This is a genomic window from Kitasatospora sp. NPDC001225, from assembly GCF_053597855.1.
Window position 1 is genome coordinate 43474 of the sequence record NZ_JBSFJC010000046.1, and the last position, 17516, is coordinate 60989.

Genomic DNA, 17516 nt, shown 5'->3' on the forward strand with positions numbered 1-17516 from the left:
GGTTCCGTACGCGGGGTGCCGCGGGGACCCGGTGGGGTCAGAGGCCGAGCTCGACCTCGAACTCGCCGGCCTCGAGGATCTCCTTGACCGCGACCAGGTAGCGGGCGGCGTCGGCGCCGTCCACCAGGCGGTGGTCGTAGGAGAGCGACAGGTAGGTCATGTCGCGGATGCCGATGGCGGTGCCGCCGTCGGCCTCGATGACGACCGGGCGCTTGACGGTGGCGCCGATGCCCAGGATGGCGACCTGGTTCGGCGGCACGATCACGGTGTCGAACAGCGCACCGCGCGAGCCGGTGTTGCTGATGGTGAAGGTGGCGCCGGACAGCTCGTCCGGGGTGATCTTGCTGTCGCGGACCTTGCTGGCCAGCTCGGCGGTCTTCTTCGAGATGCCGGCGATGTTGAGGTCGCCCGCGCCCTTGATGACCGGGGTCATCAGGCCCTTCTCGGAGTCCACCGCGATACCGATGTTCTCGGTGTCGAAGTAGGTGACCGTGCCCTCGGCGTCGTTGATCCGGGCGTTGACGACCGCGTGGACCTTCAGCGCCTGGGCGGCGGCCTTGACGAAGAACGGCATCGGGGAGAGCTTGACGCCCTCGCGGGCCAGGAAGCCCTCCTTGGCCTTGGCGCGCAGCGACATGATCTTGGTGACGTCCACCTCGACCACGCTGGTCAGCTGGGCCTGCTCGTGCAGCGCCTTCAGCATGTTGTCGCCGATGACCTTGCGCATGCGGGTCATCTTGACGGTCTGACCGCGCAGGGCGGACGGCGCGGCGGCGGCCTTCGGCGCGGCGGCCGGGGCGGCGGCGGCGACCGGGGCCGGAGCGGCCTTGGCGGCCTCCGCGGCGGCGATGACGTCCTGCTTGCGGATGCGGCCGCCGACGCCGGTGCCGGCGACGGAGGACAGCGCGACGCCGTGCTCGGCGGCGAGCTTGCGCACCAGCGGGGTGACGTAGGCGTCACCGCTGTCGGCCACCGGGGCGGCCGGGGCGACCGGAGCCGGGGCGGCGACGGGGGCCGGAGCGGCAACCGGGGCGGGAGCGGCAACCGGAGCCGGGGCGGCGACCGGGGCGGCCGGAGCGACGGGGGCCGGGGCAGCGACCGGAGCCGGGGCGGCAACGGGAGCCGGAGCGGCAACCGGGGCCGGAGCCGGGGCGGCGACCGGGGCCGGGGCGGCGGCGACGGCACCGGCGGCACCGATCAGCGCGAGCTGGGCGCCGACCTCGGCGGTCTCGTCCTCGGCGACCAGGATCTTCACCACGGTGCCGGCGACCGGCGACGGGATCTCGGTGTCGACCTTGTCGGTCGACACCTCCAGCAGCGGCTCGTCGACCTCGACGGTGTCGCCCTCGGCCTTCAGCCAGCGGGTGACGGTGCCCTCGGTGACCGACTCGCCCAGGGCGGGCAGCAGCACCGGGGTGGCGTCGGCGGCCGGAGCGGCGGCCGGGGCCGGGGCGGCAACGGGGGCCGGAGCGGCGACCGGAGCCGGGGCGGCGACCGGAGCGGGGGCGGCGACCGGGGCCGGCGCGGCCTCGACGGCCGGGGCCGCGGCGGCGACCGGGGCGCCCGAGCCGTCGTCGATGATCGCCAGCTCGGCGCCCACCTCGACGGTCTCGTCCTCGGCGACCTTGATCGAGGCCAGGATGCCGGAGGCCGGGGCCGGGATCTCGGTGTCGACCTTGTCGGTCGACACCTCCAGCAGCGGCTCGTCGACCTCGACACGCTCACCCTCGGCCTTCAGCCAGCGGGTGACGGTGCCCTCGGAAACGCTCTCGCCCAGCGCGGGCAGTGTTACTGAGACCGCCATGGTTTCAGCGACTCCTATCAAGTCTTGCGTACGGGAAGTACTTGCGTACGGGAAGTACCGGGAAAGGGGGTGGGGCGTGATCAGTCGTGCGCGTGCAGCGGCTTGCCGGCCAGCGCCAGGTGCGCCTCGCCCAGGGCCTCGGACTGGGTCGGGTGCGCGTGGATGAGCTGCGCGACCTCGGCCGGGAGCGCCTCCCAGTTGTAGATCAGCTGGGCTTCACCGACCTGCTCGCCCATGCGGGCGCCGACCATGTGGACGCCGACCACGGCGCCGTCCTTGACCTGGACGAGCTTGATCTCGCCGGCGGTCTTCAGGATCTTGCTCTTGCCGTTGCCAGCCAGGTTGTACTTCAGGGTGACGACCTTGTCCTTGCCGTACAGCTCGACGGCCTTGGCCTCGGAGATGCCGACGGAGGCCACCTCGGGGTTGGAGTAGGTCACCCGCGGAACGCCGTCGTAGTCGATCGGCACCGGCTTGAGGCCGGCCAGGCGCTCGGCGACCAGGATGCCCTCGGCGAAGCCGACGTGGGCCAGCTGGAGGGTCGGGGCGAGGTCGCCGACGGCGGAGATGGTGGGCACGTTGGTGCGCATGTACTCGTCGACGAGGACGTAGCCGCGGTCCATCGCGACGCCGTTCTCCTCGTAGCCGAGGCCGGCCGAGACGGGGCCGCGGCCGATGGCGACGAGCAGCAGGTCGGCGTCGATCTGCTTGCCGTTCTCGGTGGAGACGCGGACACCGGTCTCGGTGTACTCCACGCCCGAGAAGCGGGCCTTCAGCTCGAACTTGATGCCGCGCTTGCGGAACGCGCGCTCCAGCAGCTTGGAGGAGTTCTCGTCCTCCAGCGGGACGAGGTGCGGCAGCGCCTCGACGATGGTGACCTCGACGCCGAAGGACTTCCAGACCGAGGCGAACTCGACGCCGATCACGCCGCCGCCGAGGATGACGACCGACTTCGGGATGCGGTCGAGCTTGAGGGCGTGGTCCGAGGAGATCACGCGGTTGCCGTCGATCTCCAGGCCCGGGATCGAGCGCGGCACGGAGCCGGTGGCCAGGACGATGTGGCGGCCTTCGATGCGCTGGCCGTTGACGTCCACCGAGGTCTGCGAGGAGAGCTTGCCCTCGCCCTGGATGAAGGTGACCTTGCGGGAGGCCACCAGGCCCTGGAGGCCCTTGTACAGGCCGGCGATCACGTCGTCCTTGTACTTGTGGACGCCGTTGATGTCGATGCCCTGGAAGGTGGCCAGGACGCCGAACTCGGCGGCCTCCTTCGTCTCGTCCGCGATCTCCGCGGCGTGCAGCAGCGCCTTGGTCGGGATGCAGCCGCGGTGCAGGCAGGTGCCGCCCAGCTCACCCTTCTCGACCAGGGCAACACTCAGGCCCAGCTGAGCGGCGCGGAGCGCCGCGGCGTAACCGCCGCTTCCGCCTCCGAGAATGACTACGTCGAAAACGGTGCTGGCGTCGTTCGCCACGTCACGTCCTCCATGCATGGGGTGGGTCGCCGGGCCGGTCGCGGTCCGGTGGGTCGGAAGCCTTTGTGGGGCGCCCAGTCGTGCCGGAAATACATCTTCGCACTTGTTCACGGTGGCTGATGTCCGGGTCCGCCCCAGGGGTGTCCCGCGGAGTGGTCACCGGGGCGGGAACGCCCCCGACGGAAGGGCATCATCGCAGCTCAGAGCGGTGTTGACAGCCGCCGGACGGGCGTCTTCCGCGCCATCCGCCACGGCTTCTTCCGCACTGTGGAACAAAGTTTCGCCCGCAGCGAACAGGCGTGCGTCGCGGCGCTCCGGCCTACTCGCGGGTAACCGGGCCGGAACGCCGACGGGGCCCGGCGCACACGCGCCGGGCCCCGTCGCAGCGGGTCCTGGACCGGGGGACGCCCCGGGTCAGGGGTGTCCGGGTCAGGCCTTGCCGTTCGCCCGCTGCTCGGCGAAGCGGACCAGGGTGCGCACCGCGCTCGCGGTGCCGCCCTTCGGGGTGTAGCCGTACGGCGCGCTCTCGTGGAACGCCGGACCGGCGATGTCCAGGTGCGCCCAGTCGGTGCCCTCGGCCACGAACTCCTTCAGGAACAGGCCGGCCACCAGGCCGCCGCCCATCCGCTCGCCCATGTTGGCCAGGTCGGCGATGGTCGACTCGGTCATGCCCTTGCGCAGGTCGGCCGGCAGCGGCATCGGCCAGGACTGCTCGCCCACCTCGCCGGCCAGGGCGTGCAGGCCGTCGCGCAGCTCGTCGTTGTTCGACATCACACCGAAGGTGCGGTTGCCCAGGGCCAGCACCATGGCGCCGGTCAGGGTGGCCACGTCGACGATGACGTCCGGGTTCTCCTCGCCGGCCCGCACGATCGCGTCGGCCAGCACCAGGCGGCCCTCGGCGTCGGTGTTCAGCACCTCGACGGTCTTGCCGCCGTACATCCGCAGCACGTCGCCGGGGCGGGTGGCGGAGCCGGACGGCATGTTCTCGGCCAGCGCCAGCCAGCCGGTCACGTTGACGGCCAGGCCCAGGCGCTTGGCGGCCACCACGGCGGCGAACACGGCGGCGGCGCCGGCCATGTCGCACTTCATGGTCTCGTTGTGGCCGGCCGGCTTCAGCGAGATGCCGCCCGAGTCGTAGGTGATGCCCTTGCCGACGAATGCCAGGGTGGCCTTGGCCTTCGGGTGGGTGTAGGCCACCTTCACCAGGCGGGGCGGGTTCGCCGAGCCGATGCCGACGCCGATCAGGCCGCCGAAGCCGCCCTTGGTCAGCGCCTTCTCGTCCAGCACCTCGACCTTGAGGCCGTGCTCCTTGCCGGCCCCCTGGGCGATCGCGGCGAAGCTCTTCGGGTTCAGGTCGTTCGGCGCGGTGTTGACCAGGTCGCGGGCCCGGTTCATCTCCTCGCCGATCGCGGTGGCGCGCTCCACGGCGGCCTTGGCGTCCTTGCTGCCCTTGCGGGCGGCCAGCACGACCAGCTCGCCGACCGGCTCCTTGCCGTTGCCGTCGCCCTTGTAGGTGCCGAAGGCGTACGAGCCGAGCAGGCCGCCCAGCGCGACCGCCTCGATGTCCGCCGCGGACTCGGCCGGCAGGGCCAGCGCGGCCTTCTTGGCACCGGCCAGGGTGCGGGCGGCGACACCGGCGGCGCGGCGCAGCGTCTCCAGCGCGTAACCGTCCTCGGCGGCCTCGCCCAGGCCGACCGCGAGCACGAGCGCGGCCTTCAGGCCGGCGGGGGAGGGGACCTTGACGGCCTCGCCCTCGGCGCCGGTCGCGCCCAGGGTGCTGAGGACCTCGGTCAGCTTGCCCTCGAACGCCTCGTTCACGGCCTCGGCACCGGGGGCCAGCACGATGCCCTTCGGGCCCTTCGCGACACCGACCACCAGGGCGTCCGCGCGCAGCGAGGCGGCGGAGGAGGTGCTCACAGACAATGCAGTCACGTAATGCGTCCTGTTCTTTCGCGGTCCACGGCCGGCCACGGCGAGGCTGCCGCACCGGCGCAGCCCGCGCCGTCGCAGGCCGTCCGCCGGCGGGCCTCCGGGTCCGGGCCCCCTGGCTGCGCGCGTCCGCCGGGGTGGCCGCGTACACCAGAGGCCCCGGCTCCTCGGTACGCGCCGGGCGGGCAGGACCTGCCACGGTGCAGGGCTGCGGTGCTCCACGCATGGTAGTCCGCATGGTGGGATCACGCGCCGCCCGGTGTCAGCCGAGCAACGCCAGGGCGAACAGCGAGGCGGTCGCGGCGGTTTCGGCCATCGCGCCGAGCACGTCCCCGGTGATCCCGCCGAACCTGCGAACGCACCGCCGGAGCAGCAGCCAGGAGCAGCCCGTGCCGACCGCAACGGCCAGCGGGAGGCGGAGAACTGACCATCCGTCGAGCAGTCCGGCCGCGGCCAGGGCGAGCGCGGCGGCGGCCGTCGCGGCGGCGGCCCCGGCGGGCGGCACGGTGCCCGCGACCATCGCCCCCAGCCCGCCCGGCCGGGCGGCCGGCACCGAGCGCAGACAGCCCCAGGCGAGCGCGCAGCGGGCGGCCGTCGCCGAGGCGAGCACCGCGAGCGCGCCGCGCAGCGGGGAGTGGCCGAACTGTCCGGCCAGCGCGGCCACCTGGGCGAGCAGGACGAGGACCAGGGTCAGGACGCCGAACGGGCCGATGTCGGACTGCTTCATGATGCGCAGCGCGTCCTCGGCCGGCTTCCCGCTGCCCAGCCCGTCGGCGACGTCCGCCAGGCCGTCCAGGTGCAGACCCCGGGTCAGCCCGGCGAGCACCCCCACCGCGGTCACCGCGCCGAGCGGCCCGCCCGCCCGCCAGGCCACCAGGGCCCCGACCACGGCCGCCAGGGTGCCCAGCACCAGCCCGACCACCGGGGCCGTCACCATCGCCCGGGCCGCCGCGGCCCGGTCCCAGCGCTCCACCCGCACCCGCAGCACGGACAGCGTCCCGAACCCGAACCGCAGGCCCTCGGCCCAGCCGGCCCGGTCGCCGCGGTCCGTCATGTGCGTGTTCCTCTCGAAGGTCAGACAGCAGGACAGAGTCAGACAGCAGGACAGTAGGAGAGGGCGGGAAAGCAAGAACGCCCCGGCGAAGGGGCGTTCTCCGGACGGCCGGGGCCGCCGTTACAGCTTCCGCAGCAGGTCCGCCGCCGAGGGCAGCCTCGGCTGCTCCTTCGGCGCGCCCGGCGCCGCCGGCACGAAGGGCTTCGGCGCCTCGTCCGCGAGCACGTCCCCCGCGGCCTGGAGCAGCGGCAGCGCCAGCAGCGCGCCGACGCCCTCGCCCATGGTGATGCCCTGGTCCTGCAGCGGCGTCAGGGTCAGCCGGTCGTACGCCTTCGCCTGGGCAGGCTCGCCGCTGGACTGCCCGGCGCGCCACCACTCCGGCGCCCGGAAGGCGATCCGCTGCGCGACCAGGGCGCAGGCCGCCGAGACCACGCCGTCCAGCACCACCGGCAGCCGTCGGACGGCCGCCTGGAGCAGGAAGCCGGTGATCGCGGCGAAGTCGGCGCCGCCGGTGGCGCCGAGCAGGGCCAGCTGGTCGCCGAGCACCGGCCGGGCCCGCCGCAGCGAGTCCCGGATGGTGGCGCACTTGACCATCCACACCCGGTCGTCGATCCCGGAGCCGCGCCCGGTCACCGCCGCCGCGTCGGTCCCGCAGAGCGCGCCGACCAGCACGCCGGCCACCGTGGTGGCGCCGACCCCGAGGTCGCCGAGCAGCACCAGGTCGGTGCCGGCGTCGGCCTCCTCGTCGGCGACGGCCATGCCGGCCCGGAACGCCCGGACGGTCTCCTGGACGGTGAGCGCGTCCTCGACGTCGATCCGCCCGGAGCCGCGCCGGATCCGGTGGGCGACCACCTCGTCCGGGAAGTCGGTCGGGTCGGCGTCCACGGCGACGTCGACGACCCGCACCTGGGCGCCGTAGCGCGCGGCCAGCCGGGACACCGGCGCGCTGCCGTCGAGCACGGCCCGCACCCGGGCCGCGGTGCCGCCCCGGGCGGGCATCCGGGAGACCCCGAGCGCCGCCACGCCGTGGTCGGCGGCGAACAGCAGCACCTTGGGGGCGGAGACGGGCAGCACCGGCGAGCGCCCCTGTACGGAGGCCAGCCAGCTGCCCAGCTCCTCGAGCCGGCCGAGCCCGCCGCGCGGCCGGTCGGCCGCCTGCCAGCGCTCCTCGGCGGCCCGCCGGGCGCTCTCGTCGGGGCGCTCGACGAGCGAGGAGAACGTATCGAGATCCACGGTCGTGTCCATCGTCCGGAAGGCTACACGGCGCGGGTGTTCAGCCAACGGCTGGCTTGACGGTCAGCACCTGACCGGCCACCACCAGCAGGACCCGCTCGGAGGCGTCCGCCACGGCCATGTTGAGCCGGCCCAGGGTGTCGCGGAAGCGGCGGCCCGCGGCGGTGGCCGGGACGACGCCCATGCCGACCTCGTTGCTCACCGCGACGGCGGTCCGTCCGGTGGCCGCCCAGGCCCGCGCCAGCGCCTCGCAGCGGCGCTGCACGGCGGCCTCGCCGCCGGCCGCCCAGACCTCGTCGTCCCAGGCGCCGCACTCGTCCATCACGGCGGTCAGCCACAGGGCGAGGCAGTCGACCAGCACCGGTGCCGGGTCGGCCGGGTCGGCCAGCACGGCCTCCAGGTCGCAGGTCTCGGCGGTGCGCCAGCTCGCCGGCCGGCGCTCCCGGTGCAGCGCGACCCGCTGGGCCCACTCGGCGTCGCCGTCGCGGGTGCCGCCGGTGGCCACGTACAGGACGTCCGGACGGTCGGCGAGCAGCTGCTCGGCGCGGGTGGACTTGCCGGAGCGGGCGCCGCCGAGCAGCAGGGTGCGGGGCAGCGGGGGACGGGTGGGCTCGGATCGGGTCGCCATGCCGTCCATCCTGCCGGAGCAGGCATACGGAAGATCGGGCCGGGCAGGCTATGGTGCGCAGCAACACAGGCAGCGTGGTCAGTGGGAGGAGCCGGCATGGTCTGGACGTGGCGGTACGAGAAGGCGGACGGCAGCGCGGTGACGCCGGACGCCGGCCAGGAGGAGTTCGCCGGCCAGGGGGACGCCGAGACCTGGATCGGGGAGACCTGGAAGCAGCTCGCGGAGGACGGTGTGGACACCGCGGTGCTGCTGGAGGACGACCGGGTCGTCTACTCGATGAGCCTGGGCGAGGAGTAGCGCGGACGGGGTGGAGCGGCCGCGGCGCGGCTACTTCGCCCCGATCACGTGCAGGAGCGCGGCGACCTGCCGGTACGGGTCGGTGCGGCCGGCCCGGTCCTCGGCTTCCAGGAGCTGGGCCAGCTGCCGCCCGTCCACCGGCGGGGCCGCGTCGTCCGGGGCGCTGTCGGTGAAGACCCGCACGCCGTACCAGTGCCGCAGCGGGACGGACACCTCGGAGAGGGTGACGGTGAGGTCGGCGAGCCGGTCGGCCCGTGCGGCCAGTCCGAGCCGGTTGTAGTACCGGTCGCTCTCGAAGGCGTGCAGGGCGGCCCGCCAGTCCCCGGCGGCGGCCGGCCGCAGGGCGAGCGCGTCGCGGTTGCGGACCAGCAGCGAGAGCAGCCCCCCGGGCGCCAGCAGCCGGGCCAGCGAGGCGATCATCGGGTCCGGGTCGGGCAGGTACATCAGGACGCCGTGGCAGAGCACCACGTCGAAGCTGCGCGGGCCGAACCAGCGCCCGCACTGGTGGCCGTCGCCGCTGAGCAGCTGCATCCGGCCGCGGACCTCCGGCGGCTCCTCGGCGAGCGCCCCCTGGGCGACGCCGAGCGCGACCGGGTCCGAGTCGATCCCGGTGACGTAGTGGCCGGCCCGGGCCAGCCGCAGGGCCTGGGTGCCCTGGCCGCAGCCGATGTCGAGGACGCGCTGCCCGCTGCGGCCGGCCAGCTGTTCGGCGAGCTGGCGGGCGACGAGCTCCTGGCGGACGAAGTTGCGCAGCCCGCCGAGCCGGTCCAGCCAGGCGCCGGTGCCGCCCGCGAAGGAGCCGCTGCGCGAGGGCAGCCGGCGCTCCTGGGCGAGGCGGTCGTGGCCGCCGTCGCCCTGCCCCGGCAGCGCGCCGCCCTGCCCGGGGAGTGCGTAGAGGCCGGGCCCCTCCCAGGAGGGCGGGGCCCAGCCGGAGCCGACCGGTTCGGCGGTCAGGGCTTCTCCCCGCGCCGCACCTGCGGCTTGGGCAGGCGCAGCCGGCGCATCTGGAGGGTGCGCATGATGCCGTACGCGACGGCGCCGCGGGTGTTCTGGTCGGCGAAGCGCTCGGCCAGCTGCTTGCGCAGGCCGAAGCCGAGGCGGACGAAGTCCAGGATCACCAGCACGAAGAACAGCAGGAACAGCAGCGTGGAGAGCAGCTGGAGCGCCGGCACCTTGACGATGCTGAGCACCAGGATGACCACGGCGGCCGGCAGGAAGAACTCGGCCAGCGACCAGCGGGAGTCCACGTAGTCGCGGGCGAACTTGCGCACCGGGCCCTTGTCACGGGCCGGCAGGTGACGCTCGTCGCCGTTCATCAGCGCCTGGCGCTGCTTCTCGCGCTCGGCGCGCATCCGCTCGCGCCCCTGGCGGGCGGCCTCCTTGCGGTCCTTGGGCACGGTCACCCGGGTACGCCGGTTGGCCTCGGCCTCACTGCGCTTGGGGGTGGGGCGGCCCTTCTTGGCCTGCGGATCGCGGGCCTGGGTCGTCTCGTCCTGCTTCTCCAGCACGGTGGCGGAGGCGGCGGCATCATCTGAACGGCGTCGGAACACACCACCAGCGTACGGGGTGCGACGCGGCTTCCACGGGCGCCCTCGGAACCGAACACATATCGATACCGCCAGGTCGCCGTCCGAAGCGGGTTTCCCGGGCCCTTCCCGTAGGGGATCAGTCGGATGGACGATGGGGGGGATGAGGGGCGGATCCACCCGGGGGAGGAGGAAACGCCACTGGTCGCTGTAGCAGTCTTGTTGCAGGCAGGTGCACTGCGGCGAAGGGCTCGCTGCACATACACTCGTCGTGTCTGGTAACGAGATAGAGACCGCAGGCCGGAGAAGGGGGCACCCGAGGCCCATGAGCGACGGAATCATGAAGCGTATGGGGCTGATCTTCCGCTCCAAGGCGAACAAGGCCTTGGATCGGGCGGAGGATCCGCGTGAGACGCTTGACTACTCCTACCAGAAGCAGCTTGAGCTGCTCCAGAAGGTACGGCGTGGTGTCGCGGATGTCGCGACCTCGCGCAAGCGGCTCGAACTCCAGCTGACGCAGCTCCAGCAGCAGTCGGCGAAGTACGAGGACCAGGGCCGCAAGGCGCTGTCGCTCGGCCGGGAGGACCTCGCCCGCGAGGCGCTGACCCGCAAGGCCAACATGCAGTCGCAGATCAACGACCTGGAGACGCAGTACCAGCAGCTCCAGGCCGAGGAGGAGAAGCTCACCCTCGCCTCCCAGCGACTTCAGGCCAAGGTGGACGCCTTCCGCACCAAGAAGGAGACCATCAAGGCGACGTACACCGCCGCCCAGGCGCAGACCCGCATCGCCGAGTCCTTCTCCGGGATCTCGGAGGAGATGGGCGACGTCGGCCTGGCGATCCAGCGTGCCGAGGACAAGACCGCCCAGATGCAGGCCCGGGCGGGCGCGATCGACGAGCTGCTGGCCTCCGGTGCGCTCGACGACGCGAGCGGTCTCGGCCGCAAGGACGACATCGAGGCCGAGCTGGAGCGGGTGGCCGGCGGTTCCGACGTCGAGCTGGAGCTGGCCCGGATGAAGGCCGAGCTCTCCGGTCCCTCCTCGGCCGGCCCCGCCGCGATCGAGCAGGGCAAGCAGGACGTCCAGCCGCAGCCGCAGCAGGACACCCCGCGCATCAACTACAACAAGTGATCTGAGCTCGACCCCACGAACCAGGGAGACGCACGGCATGATCATGAGGGTCATGGGTGAGGGGCAGTACGAGGTGGGCGACGACCACCTGAACCTGCTCAACGAGCTCGACGCCGAGCTCGTCACCGCAGTGGAGTCGGGGGACGAGGCGCTCTTCCGTGAGGCCTACGGCAAGCTCATCGAGGCGGTGAAGCAGTACGGCACCCCGGTGCCGCTGGACTCGCTGGAGCCGTCCGAGCTGATCCTGCCGAGCGCCGACGCGACGATCGACGAGGTCCGCGAGCTGCTGATGGCCGACGGCGAGGGCGTGATCCCGGGCTTCCCGGAGTAGGGCCGCGGCCGCTGCCAGACGAAAGGGCGGGCCCCCTCCACCACGGAGGGGGCCCGCCCTTCGGCTGTTGTCCGCGGACGGCTACGGCAGGGCCAGCATCCGGTCCAGCGCCGCCTTGGCGTACGTCTCGGTCTCCGGGTCGACGGTGATCACGTTCGGCACCCGGCCCTCGACCAGCGACTCCAGCGCCCAGACCAGGTGCGGCAGGTCGATCCGGTTCATGGTCGAGCAGAAGCAGACCGCCCGGTCCAGGAAGACGATCTCCTTGTCCGGGTGCGCCTTGGCCAGGCGGCGGACCAGGTTCAGCTCGGTGCCGATGGCCCACTTGGAGCCGGGCTCGGCGGCGTCCAGCGCCTTGATGATGTACTCGGTCGAGCCCACCATGTCGGCGGCCGCGACGACCTCGTGCTTGCACTCGGGGTGCACCAGGACGTTCACGCCGGGGATCCGCTCGCGGACGTCGTTCACCGAGTCCAGGCTGAACCGGCCGTGCACCGAGCAGTGGCCGCGCCAGAGGATCATCTTGGCGTCCCGCAGCTGCTCGGTGGTCAGGCCGCCGTTCGGCCGGTGCGGGTTGTAGACGACGCAGTCGTCCAGCGAGAAGCCCATGTCCCGTACGGCGGTGTTGCGGCCGAGGTGCTGGTCGGGCAGGAAGAGCACCTTCTGCCCCTGCTCGAAGGCCCACTCCAGGGCGCGCTTGGCGTTGGAGGAGGTGCAGATGAGGCCGCCGTGCCGGCCGGTGAAGGCCTTGATGTCGGCGGAGGAGTTCATGTACGAGACCGGGACGGTGACGTCGGCTATGCCGGCGTCGGTCAGCACGTCCCAGCACTCGGCGACCTGCTCGGCGGTGGCCATGTCGGCCATCGAGCAGCCGGCCGCGAGGTCCGGCAGGACGACCTGCTGGCGGTCGCTGGTGAGGATGTCCGCGGACTCGGCCATGAAGTGCACGCCGCAGAAGACGATGTACTCGGCCTCGGGGCGGGCGGCCGCGTCGCGGGCGAGCTTGAAGGAGTCGCCGGTGACGTCGGCGAACTCGATCACCTCGTCGCGCTGGTAGTGGTGGCCGAGGATGAAGACGCGGTCGCCGAGCGCGGCCTTGGCCGCGCGGGCGCGCTCGACGAGGTGGGGGTCGGAGGCCGGGGGGAGGTCACCGGGGCATTCGACGCCGCGCTCGCTGTTCGGGTCGGCCTCGCGGCCGAGCAGCAGCAGAGCGAGCGGCGTCGGAGTGGGGTCGACGCCGTGGGTCTCGGTGATGGTGGTGGTCACGGGCGGGTGCCCTTCTGTGCGGCCGAGCTAGCGGTGGGGCCTTTTCGTCTAACTGACGCTATCTATTCTAACCGCTTAGCGTCAGAGTGACGATGGCCATCCTGTCGATGTGACGAGAACCGCTCGTCGAATCGGATGCTTCCGGGCGTGGCCGAATCGATACTTCGAAGCCGACGGGTATGGCTGAGCCCATGAAAGCAATCGCGATCAACCGCTACGGCGGCCCCGAGGTGGTCGAGTACACCGACCTGCCCGACCCCAAGGTCGGGCCCGACTCCGTCCTGGTCGAGGTCCGGGCGGCCGGGGTGAACCCGGTGGACTGGAAGGTCCGGGACGGCGCCCTGGACGGCATCCTCGACGCGCACTTCCCGCTGGTCATGGGCTGGGACGTGGCCGGCGTGGTCCGCGCGGTCGGCGGCGGGATCACCGAGTTCGCCCCGGGCGACGAGGTGTACGGCTACGTCCGCAAGGACGCCGTCGAGCACGGCACCTACGCCGAACTGGTCTCCGCCCCGGTCCGCACCCTGGCCCGCAAGCCGGCCGCGCTGGACTGGGCGCAGGCCGGCGGCCTGCCGCTGGCCGGGCTCACCGCCCTGCAGGGCCTGCGGGCGCTGCGCCTCGCCGAGGAGGAGACCGTCCTGGTGCACGCCGCCGCGGGCGGGGTCGGCCACCTGGCGGTGCAGGTGGCCCGGGCCCGCGGCGCCCGGGTGATCGGCACCGCGGCCGAGCGCAACCACGACTTCCTGCGCGGCCTCGGCGCCGAGCCGGTGGTGTACGGCGAGGGCCTGGCCGACCGGGTCCGCGCGCTCGCCCCCGACGGGGTGGACGCCGCCCTCGACCTGGTCGGCCACGGCGCCGTCCAGCTCTCGGCCGGCCTGGTGGCGGACCCGGGCCGGATCGCCTCGATCACCGACTACGGGGTCAAGGCGCTCGGCGGCCGGTACGTCTGGGTCCGCCCGGACGCCGACGACCTCGCCGAGCTGGCCGCGCTCGCCGACGACGGCCGGCTGACCGTCACCGTCGCCTCCACCTTCCCGTTGGCCCAGGCCGCCTCCGCCCAGGCGCTCAGCGCCGAGGGCCGCACCCGGGGGAAGATCGTGCTGCTCGTCCCGTGACGGCCGCCCGCCCGTCATCCGACGGCGGTGAACTCGTCCAGGTCATCCGCCAGAATGGTGGCGAACCGTTTCGGCAGTGGCAGCCCGCCGCCGGAGCGCCCCGCCGAACCCCCCGTACGACCCGTGGAGCCCCTCACCCATGACCAGCAGCCGAGCGCACGAGGTGGTCGGGGCCGACCTGGACGAGACCGACCGGCTCCTGCTCGCCCGGCTCGGCAGCGACGGCCGCGCCTCGTACGCCGAGATCGGGCTGCAGGTGAACCTCTCCGCCACCGCCGTGCGCCGGCGGATCGACCGGCTGCGGGCGCGCGGCGTGGTGCGGGGCTTCACCGTGGTGCTCGACCCGTCCGTGCTGGGCTGGCAGACCGAGGCCTTCGTCGAGGTCTACTGCCGCGAGCGCACCGCCCCCGAGGAGATCCTCGCCAGCCTGCGGCAGTTCCCCGAGGTGGTCGCCGCCTGGACGGTCACCGGCGACCCGGACGCCCTGGTGCACCTGCGGGCCGCCGACATGCGCCACCTGGAGGCCGTCATCGAGCGCATCCGGCGCGAGCCCGGAGTGCAGCGCAGCCGCTCCTCGGTGGTCCTCTCCCAGCTCATCGGCTGACCGCCCGCCGGCCGCCCCCGGACCGTACGCAGGAATCCTGCGCGGACCCGCCCGAAGACGCCCGAAACCTGCCTGACCAGCCGCGTTCCGACGCGCGGGGAGGGCCCGGTGCTGCCTACGCTGATCACGTCCGGTCGTCGCGGTGAAGCGTCCCGCCGACCGGACGCCCCCCGACACCCCCACGCCGAGAGGGACCGCCGTGTCCGCAGCACCCGACCGCATGCACCGGCCCGACAACGAGCTGGTCGACCTGGTTTTCGACTACATGCGGGAGCGGCTGCAGTACGACCCCGTCCCGCTCGACCACCCCGGTGACGGCGAGCACCTGCGCACCCAGCTGGCCGGCCTGCTGAACCAGGACGGCAACAACCCGGTCGACGTGCTCAAGCTCTACGACCACGAGCTGTCCCGGGCGGTCATCTCCGCCGACAGCCCCCGCTACCTGTCCTTCATCCCGTGCGCCCCGACCAAGGCCGCGCTGCTGTTCGACATGGTCGTCTCCTGCGCCTCCCTCCAGGGCATCTCCTGGCTGGAGGCGGCCGGCGCGATCGCCGCCGAGAACCAGGTGCTGCGCCTGATCGCCGACCGCGCGGGCCTGCCCCAGTCGGCCGGCGGCTGCTTCGTGTCCGGTGGCTCGGCGGGCAACCTCTCCGCCCTGGTGGTCGCCCGCGACACCGCCCGCCGCAAGCTGGGTGTCGGCCCGGAGGCCCGGCTGCGGATAGCCGTCGCCGACCAGGTGCACTCCTCGGTCAAGAACACCTTCAACATCATCGGCGTCGAGGCCTTCAAGGTCCCGACCGTCAACCGGCGCTTCACCGGCGAGGCGCTGCGCGCCGCCCTGGCCGCCGACCCGAACCCGGAGACGGTGATCGCCGTCGTCGGCACCGCCGGCACCACCAACGAGGGCATCGTCGACGACCTGGCCGGCCTGGCCGAGGTCGCCCGCGAGCGCGACCTCTGGTTCCACGTGGACGGCGCCTACGGCGGCGCCGGCCTGTTCGCCCCCTCGATGCGTGAGCGCTACAACGGCATCGAGCACGCCGACTCCTTCGTGGTCGACCCGCACAAGTGGCTGTTCGCCCCCTTCGACTGCGCCGCGCTGATCTACCGCAACCCCCAGCTCGCCCGCGCCGTGCACACCCAGGACGCCTCCTACCTGGACGTCCTGCACACCGAGGGCGACGAGTGGAACCCCACCGACTACGCCTACCACCTGACCCGGCGCGCCCGCGGCCTGCCGCTCTGGTTCTCGCTGGCCGTCCACGGCGTCCAGGCCTACACCGACGCCATCGAGGCCGGCCTCACCCTGGCCCGGGAGACGGCCCAGCTGATCCGCGAGAGCGAGCACCTGGAGCTGCTGTTCGACCCGCAGCTCTCGGCGGTCTGCTTCAAGCGCAGGGGCTGGACCAACGACGACTACTACCGCTGGTCGCAGCAGCTGCTCGCGGACCAGATCGGCTTCGTCACCCCCACCGGCTGGGACGGCGAGACGGTCGCCCGCTTCGCCTTCCTGCACCCGGGCACCACCATGGAGATGGTCAAGGAGATCCTGGACACCATGGTCTGAGCCCCCTGACGTCCGTACGGCCCCCTCCGGAGCGCTCCGGAGGGGGCCGTACGCGTGCCCGCCTACAGGAACGCCCCGTTCGGCAGGTACGGCGCCGGCGGCCGCATCCCGCGCACCCCGACGAAGCCGCCGGTCTCCGGCGTCAGCCCGACCTCCAGCCCGACGTCCAGCGCCCACTCCTGCTCGGCGGTCAGGTACTCCACCCGCGCCTCGGCCCCGTCCGGCACCCGGGCCAGCGCCTCGCGCAGCAGCCGGGCCCCGATCCGCTTGCTGGTGGCCGCCAGCAGCCGCACCGTGCCGCCGTCCCGGTAGCAGTAGCCGCTGCCGGCCAGCGCGTCCGCGACCAGCAGCTCCTCGAAGTGCCCGAGCATCAGCTCGTGGTCCGGCCCGTGCGCGGACCCGCGCAGCCGGCGGTCCACCGAGTCCAGCAGGTGCAGGTGGGTGGCGTTGCCGCGGTGCACCGGTATGTCGCCCGGATCGATCAGCCCCTGCCGGTCCACCGTCCCGGTCAGCCGCATCGCCGGGTGCAGGGTGAACCCGGCCAGCCGGTAGCGGCGGGCCGCCGCCGGGGAGCCGGAGGCGCAGACCATCCCGCGCAGGCAGCCCCGGGCGTGCGCCATCGCCCGTTCGAACAGCAGCCGCCCCACCCCCCGGCCCTGCGCGGACGGCCGGACGGCGAACAGCGAGGGCGTCCACAGGCCCTCGCGGCGCATCGACAGCACCACCCCGACCGCCTGCCCGCCGCTCTCCGCCAGCCAGCAGCCCCCGGGATCGGTGCGCGCCAGGTGCCTGGTCCGGGCCAGCTGCAGCGGCGTCGGCCGCGGTGGCCGCGCGGGGTCGTCGGACGGTGCGGCGAACGCGGCGAAGGACAGTTCCCGGACGACCTCCGCGTCCGCTGCGGTGTCCCTGACCTGGCGAAGGATCATGCCGACCATCCTGGCGTCCGACGGGCGGCCGTGGGGCCCGTTCACCCGGATCCGTGCCTCGGGCGGTGACCGGCCCTCCGGGGGTGTGCGAGCATGGGGAGCGTAGGGGACGCGGGTGGCACACCCGGCCTACGGACAACCAGCCGCGAACAGGCCGCAGAAATCGATCGCCGCCCGGGAAATGAAACCGGACGGCCGTTGGTTGGCACTGGCGGCAGACCGTCGTCAAGACCGGGAGAAAGCAGATGACCGTCCAGGACGAGACCACCGTCGAGAGTGGCATCCTCCTCACCGATGCCGCCGCGGCCAAGGTCAAGGCCCTGCTGGAGCAGGAAGGCCGCGAGGACCTCGCGCTGCGCGTCGCCGTCCAGCCCGGTGGCTGCTCCGGCCTGCGTTACCAGCTGTTCTTCGACGAGCGCTCGCTCGACGGTGACGTGATCAAGGACTTCGACGGCGTCAAGGTCGTCACCGACCGGATGAGCGCCCCGTACCTGGGCGGCGCCACCGTCGACTTCGTCGACACCATCGAGAAGCAGGGCTTCACCATCGACAACCCGAACGCCACCGGCTCCTGCGCCTGCGGCGACTCGTTCAGCTAAGCCCGCTGCGGAAGGCGGCCCCGGGGTGATCCCCGGGGC

The 17516-nt window shown here is 73.1% G+C and carries 16 protein-coding genes and 1 pseudogene; 7 read left to right on the forward strand and 10 right to left on the reverse strand.

Annotated elements, in window-relative coordinates:
• Positions 1-37: 37 nt before the first annotated feature.
• The 6 genes and pseudogenes from sucB to cobU all read right to left on the reverse strand — a co-directional run.
• On the reverse strand, positions 38-1804 hold the full coding sequence (sucB, locus tag ACWDCZ_RS18200; protein WP_449816378.1) for a 2-oxoglutarate dehydrogenase, E2 component, dihydrolipoamide succinyltransferase: 1767 nt from the start codon (positions 1802-1804) through the stop codon (positions 38-40).
• 80 nt (positions 1805-1884) lie between these two features.
• On the reverse strand, positions 1885-3291 hold the full coding sequence (gene lpdA, locus ACWDCZ_RS18205) for a dihydrolipoyl dehydrogenase (protein ID WP_107086631.1): 1407 nt from the start codon (positions 3289-3291) through the stop codon (positions 1885-1887).
• 411 nt (positions 3292-3702) lie between these two features.
• Positions 3703-5205, reverse strand: coding sequence for a leucyl aminopeptidase (locus ACWDCZ_RS18210; protein ID WP_449816379.1), 1503 nt, complete (start codon positions 5203-5205; stop codon positions 3703-3705).
• Positions 5206-5464: 259 nt separating this feature from the next.
• A complete protein-coding gene (locus ACWDCZ_RS18215; protein WP_449816380.1) occupies positions 5465-6256 on the reverse strand; it encodes an adenosylcobinamide-GDP ribazoletransferase in 792 nt (263 codons plus the stop codon).
• 120 nt (positions 6257-6376) lie between these two features.
• Complete coding sequence (locus tag ACWDCZ_RS18220; protein WP_449816381.1) at positions 6377-7501, reverse strand: nicotinate-nucleotide--dimethylbenzimidazole phosphoribosyltransferase; 1125 nt, start codon at positions 7499-7501, stop codon at positions 6377-6379.
• A gap of 28 nt (positions 7502-7529) precedes the next feature.
• Positions 7530-8090: pseudogene (gene cobU / locus ACWDCZ_RS18225) on the reverse strand (bifunctional adenosylcobinamide kinase/adenosylcobinamide-phosphate guanylyltransferase); the annotation flags it as partial.
• A gap of 123 nt (positions 8091-8213) precedes the next feature.
• On the opposite strand from cobU, the gene ACWDCZ_RS18230 reads away from it, so the two are divergent.
• Positions 8214-8414 (forward strand): hypothetical protein, encoded by a 201-nt coding sequence (locus ACWDCZ_RS18230; RefSeq protein ID WP_449816382.1) that lies wholly within the window; start codon positions 8214-8216, stop codon positions 8412-8414.
• A gap of 30 nt (positions 8415-8444) precedes the next feature.
• Here the strand turns inward: ACWDCZ_RS18230 and ACWDCZ_RS18235 are convergent, their stop codons facing one another.
• Positions 8445-9185 (reverse strand): class I SAM-dependent methyltransferase, encoded by a 741-nt coding sequence (locus ACWDCZ_RS18235; RefSeq protein ID WP_181970803.1) that lies wholly within the window; start codon positions 9183-9185, stop codon positions 8445-8447.
• Positions 9186-9364: 179 nt separating this feature from the next.
• Positions 9365-9964: a DUF3043 domain-containing protein gene (locus ACWDCZ_RS18240; protein ID WP_241852715.1), complete on the reverse strand. Its 600-nt coding sequence runs from the start codon at positions 9962-9964 to the stop codon at positions 9365-9367.
• Between the two features lie 301 nt (positions 9965-10265).
• Between ACWDCZ_RS18240 and ACWDCZ_RS18245 the strand changes: the two genes are divergently transcribed.
• Together ACWDCZ_RS18245 and pspAA are read left to right on the forward strand one after the other, a co-directional pair.
• Complete coding sequence (locus tag ACWDCZ_RS18245; protein ID WP_074000884.1) at positions 10266-11069, forward strand: PspA/IM30 family protein; 804 nt, start codon at positions 10266-10268, stop codon at positions 11067-11069.
• A 37-nt stretch (positions 11070-11106) separates the two neighbouring features.
• On the forward strand, positions 11107-11400 hold the full coding sequence (gene pspAA, locus ACWDCZ_RS18250; protein WP_049651850.1) for a PspA-associated protein PspAA: 294 nt from the start codon (positions 11107-11109) through the stop codon (positions 11398-11400).
• 81 nt (positions 11401-11481) lie between these two features.
• Here pspAA and nadA read toward each other — a convergent pair whose 3' ends face one another.
• Positions 11482-12666, reverse strand: coding sequence for a quinolinate synthase NadA (gene nadA, locus ACWDCZ_RS18255; protein ID WP_259316562.1), 1185 nt, complete (start codon positions 12664-12666; stop codon positions 11482-11484).
• A gap of 191 nt (positions 12667-12857) precedes the next feature.
• Here nadA and ACWDCZ_RS18260 point away from each other — a divergent pair, with 191 nt between their 5' ends.
• The 3 genes from ACWDCZ_RS18260 to ACWDCZ_RS18270 all read left to right on the forward strand — a co-directional run bounded on the left by ACWDCZ_RS18260 (position 12858) and on the right by ACWDCZ_RS18270 (position 15952).
• Positions 12858-13781: an NADP-dependent oxidoreductase gene (locus ACWDCZ_RS18260; RefSeq protein ID WP_449816383.1), complete on the forward strand. Its 924-nt coding sequence runs from the start codon at positions 12858-12860 to the stop codon at positions 13779-13781.
• 139 nt (positions 13782-13920) lie between these two features.
• Complete coding sequence (locus ACWDCZ_RS18265; protein ID WP_049651848.1) at positions 13921-14385, forward strand: Lrp/AsnC family transcriptional regulator; 465 nt, start codon at positions 13921-13923, stop codon at positions 14383-14385.
• A 199-nt stretch (positions 14386-14584) separates the two neighbouring features.
• Positions 14585-15952: a pyridoxal phosphate-dependent decarboxylase family protein gene (locus tag ACWDCZ_RS18270; protein ID WP_449816384.1), complete on the forward strand. Its 1368-nt coding sequence runs from the start codon at positions 14585-14587 to the stop codon at positions 15950-15952.
• A gap of 62 nt (positions 15953-16014) precedes the next feature.
• Here ACWDCZ_RS18270 and ACWDCZ_RS18275 read toward each other — a convergent pair whose 3' ends face one another.
• Complete coding sequence (locus tag ACWDCZ_RS18275) at positions 16015-16878, reverse strand: GNAT family N-acetyltransferase (protein WP_074001184.1); 864 nt, start codon at positions 16876-16878, stop codon at positions 16015-16017.
• Between the two features lie 245 nt (positions 16879-17123).
• Between ACWDCZ_RS18275 and erpA the strand changes: the two genes are divergently transcribed.
• Positions 17124-17477 (forward strand): iron-sulfur cluster insertion protein ErpA, encoded by a 354-nt coding sequence (gene erpA / locus ACWDCZ_RS18280; RefSeq protein ID WP_049651846.1) that lies wholly within the window; start codon positions 17124-17126, stop codon positions 17475-17477.
• Positions 17478-17516 lie beyond the last annotated feature (39 nt).